Raw genomic sequence first — 3,822 nt, forward strand, 5'->3', positions numbered from 1 at the left:
CGCTCTCGAGGTCCCCCCCCCCCCCCCCCTGCCCCCCCCCCCCCCCCCCCCCCCCCCCCCCCCCCCCCCCCCCCCCCCCCCCCCCCCCCCCCCCCCCCCCCCCCCCCCCCCCCCCCCCCGTCCGCACCACCGCACGCATCGACCTGGAAGGACGCCCCCGTGGCCACCTCCGTTCGGGCGAGGACCGACGGCTCCCCGCCGCCCACCGCACCGCCCTCCTCCTCCGGTCCCCGCCGCCACCGCTCCTCCTCCGGAGGCTGGCGGAGCACGCTCTACCGCTGGGACCTCAAGGCGATCCCGTACGTCTTCATCGCCCCCTTCTTCCTCACCTTCGCTGCCTTCGGCCTCTTCCCGCTGCTCTACACGGGCTGGCTCTCGCTGCACCGCGTCGAGCTCGGCGGCGACCCGGCGTGGAAGGGCCTGGAGAACTACACCGACCTCGCCACCAGCGAGTTCTTCTGGAACGCACTCGCCAACACCTTCACCATCGGCGTCATCTCCACCGTCCCGCAGCTGCTCATGGCCCTGGGCCTGGCCCACCTGCTCAACTACAAGCTCCGGGGCCGCGGCTTCTTCCGCGTCGCGATCCTCGCCCCGTACGCCACCTCGATCGCGGCGGCGACCCTGGTCTTCGCCCAGCTGTTCAACACCGACTACGGCATGATCAACGGCCTCCTCGGCTGGATCGGCATCGACCCGGTGAACTGGGAGTCGTCCAAGTGGCCGGCACAGATCGCGATCTCGGTGATCGTCACCTGGCGCTGGACCGGCTACAACGCGCTGATCTACCTCGCCGCGATGCAGGCCGTCCCCCAGGACCTCTACGAGGCCGCCTCCCTCGACGGCGCCTCGCGCTGGCGCCAGTTCGTCAGCGTCACCATCCCCTCGATCCGGCCGACGATCCTCTTCACCATCATCGTCTCCACCATCGGCGCCACCCAGCTCTTCGGCGAACCGATGCTGTTCGGCGGCAGCGTCGGCATCAGCGGCGGCAGCGGCAACCAGTTCCAGACGCTGAGCCTGCTGATGTACGAGAAGGGATGGGTGACCGGCGCGCTGGGACAGGCTTCCGCGATCGCCTGGGTCATGCTGCTGCTCCTGCTCCTGATCGGCGGCGTCCAGGCGCTCGTCGCCCGCCACCAACGCAAGAAGCTGGGGGGCTGACGCATGGCCCGCACACTCGACACGACACCCCTCGACACCACGGCGCCGGCGGCGCGGCCGGGGCGCCGCTTCCGCCAGACCGCCGGCCGGCAGCACCACGCCGGCCCGCTCACCTACGTGCTGCTCGCCGTCGCCGCGTTCGTCTCGCTCTTCCCGCTCTACTGGAACGTCGTCGCCGCCTCGCACACCGGCGAGCGGGTCGTCGAGGCACCCGCCCCGCTGCTGCCCGGAAACCGGCTCCTGGACAACCTGAGCTTCGCCTGGAACCAGGTCGACATGGGCGCGGCGCTGATCAACACCACCATCGTGGCGAGCCTGGTGGCCCTGTCCACCGTGCTCTTCTCCACCCTCGCCGGCTTCGCCTTCGCCAAGCTGCCCTTCCGGGGCCGCGGCATGCTGCTCTCACTCGTGGTCGCGACCATGACGATCCCGCCGCAGCTCAGCGTCATCCCGCTGTACCAGATCATCACCGACCTCGGCTGGTTCGACCAGCTCCAGTCGGTGGTCCTGCCCTCGCTGGTCGCCGCCTTCGGCGTCTTCTTCATGCGTCAGTTCCTCGTCGAGGCGCTGCCGATGGAGCTGGTGGAGGCGGCCCGGATGGACGGGGCGCACAGCCTGCGCGTCATCTGGCACGTGGTGTTCCCGATCGCCCGCCCGGCCATGGCCGTCCTCGGCATGCTGGTCTTCGTGCAGGCGTGGAACGACTTCTTCTGGCCCTTCATCGCGCTCACCCCGGACGGCAACCCCACTCTCCAGGTGGCGCTCGCCGGACTCGGCGCCGGGAACCACACCGTGGACCACGCCGTCGTGCTGACCGGTGCCCTGATATCCACCGTGCCGCTGCTGCTGGTCTTCGCCTTCCTCGGCAAGCACATCGTGGGCGGCATCACGGCCGGTGCCGTCAAGAGCTGACGGGCTCCCCGCCGTCCCGGCGCCCCGTCCGGCCTCTCCTTCCCGCGCGGAGCCCGTCTCCGCGCGCCCCCTCTCCGTGGGCATGCCCCTCTCGTGCCGCATGCCCTCTCCGTAGCGCACGTACCGAACGTACCTGCCCCGTACCCGCGTTGGGAGCGCTCTCCTATGACCGCGTCCGAGACCCGGCCGCTCACCGCCACCCGTTCGTTCCCGTCCGACTTCCTCTGGGGCGCGGCGACCGCCGCGTACCAGATCGAGGGAGCGGCGGCGGAGGACGGCCGCACCCCGTCCATCTGGGACACCTTCTCGCACACGCCCGGCAAGGTCTTCGAGGGCCATACCGGAGACGTGGCCGTGGACCACTACCACCGGTTCCGCGAAGACGTCGGCATCATGGCCGAACTCGGCCTGAACGCCTACCGGTTCTCCGTCTCCTGGTCCCGGGTGCAGCCCACCGGGCGGGGGCCGGCCGTCCAGAAGGGCCTGGACTTCTACCGGGCGCTCGTCGACGAGCTGCTCGCCGCCGGGATCGAGCCGGCCCTGACGCTCTACCACTGGGACCTGCCCCAGGAGCTGGAGGACGCGGGCGGCTGGCCCGAGCGGCAGACCGCCGAGCGGTTCGCCGAGTACGCGGGGATCGTCGCCGACGCCCTCGGCGACCGGGTCAAGCGGTGGACCACGCTCAACGAGCCGTGGTGCAGCGCCTTCCTCGGGTACGGCTCCGGGGTGCACGCACCCGGCCGGACCGACCCGGTGGCGAGCCTGCGCGCCGCCCACCACCTGAACCTCGGGCACGGTCTCGCGGTGCAGGCCCTGCGGGCCGCGCTGCCGGCCGACCGGCAGCTCTCGGTCTCGCTGAACCTGCACGAGGTGCGCCCGCTGACCGGTTCGGCCGAGGACCTGGAGGCGGCCCGTCGCATCGACGCCGTCGGCAACCGGGTGTGGCTGGGCCCGATGCTGGAGGGCGCCTATCCCGAGGACCTCCTCGCCGACACGGCGCGGCTCACGGACTGGTCCTTCGTGAAGGACGGCGACACCGCCGCGGCGAACCAGCCGCTGGACCTGCTGGCCGTCAACTACTACACGCCGACGCTCGTCTCGCACGTGCCCGAGGGCGCGGAGAAGCCCCAGGACGACGGGCACGGCAACAGCGCGTACTCGCCGTGGCCGGGTGCGGACTCGGTGGCCTTCCACCGGGCGCCGGGCGAGCCGACGGCGATGGGGTGGGCGGTCGACCCGAGCGCCCTGTACGACCTGCTGACCCGGGTCTCGGCCGAGCATCCCGGACTTCCGCTGGTGATCAGCGAGAACGGGGCGGCGTACGAGGACGTGGTCGGCGAGGACGGCACGGTCCACGACCCGGAGCGGGCCGCCTATGTGCACGCGCACCTGGAGGCCGTGCACCGGGCGATGGCCGACGGGGTGGACGTGCGCGGGTACTTCCTCTGGTCGCTGCTGGACAACTTCGAGTGGTCGTACGGCTATCAGAAGCGGTTCGGCGCGGTCCGGGTCGACTACGACACGCTGGAGCGGACGCCGAAGTCGAGCGCGCGGTGGTACGCGCGCGTGGCGCGGTCGGGCGAGCTGCACGCGCCCGACGCCGGCTGATCCGGGAACGGGGGGAGGGGGGGGGGGGGGGGGGGGGGGGGGGGGGGGCCCCCCCCCTGGGGGGGGGGGGGGGGGGGGGGGGGGGGGGGGGGGGAGGGGGGGGGGGGGGGGGAAGGGGGTTGTTGGGGTTGGTGGTTG

The 3,822-nt window shown here is 72.5% G+C and carries 3 protein-coding genes; all 3 read left to right on the forward strand.

From position 1 onward, the window contains the following. Nucleotides 1-159 precede the first annotated feature (159 nt). The 3 genes from ACZ60W_RS37055 (at nucleotide 160) to ACZ60W_RS37065 (ending at nucleotide 3,684) form a co-directional block, all read left to right on the forward strand. Complete coding sequence (locus ACZ60W_RS37055; RefSeq protein WP_469759807.1) at nucleotides 160-1,164, forward strand: carbohydrate ABC transporter permease; 1,005 nt, start codon at nucleotides 160-162, stop codon at nucleotides 1,162-1,164. Between the two features lie 3 nt (nucleotides 1,165-1,167). Next, nucleotides 1,168-2,076: a carbohydrate ABC transporter permease gene (locus tag ACZ60W_RS37060; protein ID WP_469759808.1), complete on the forward strand. Its 909-nt coding sequence runs from the start codon at nucleotides 1,168-1,170 to the stop codon at nucleotides 2,074-2,076. A 165-nt stretch (nucleotides 2,077-2,241) separates the two neighbouring features. Further along, nucleotides 2,242-3,684 (forward strand): GH1 family beta-glucosidase, encoded by a 1,443-nt coding sequence (locus tag ACZ60W_RS37065; protein WP_469759809.1) that lies wholly within the window; start codon nucleotides 2,242-2,244, stop codon nucleotides 3,682-3,684. The last annotated feature ends 138 nt before the right edge of the window (nucleotides 3,685-3,822 follow it).

The sequence above is a fragment of the Streptomyces sp. NPDC104202 genome (assembly GCF_055584185.1).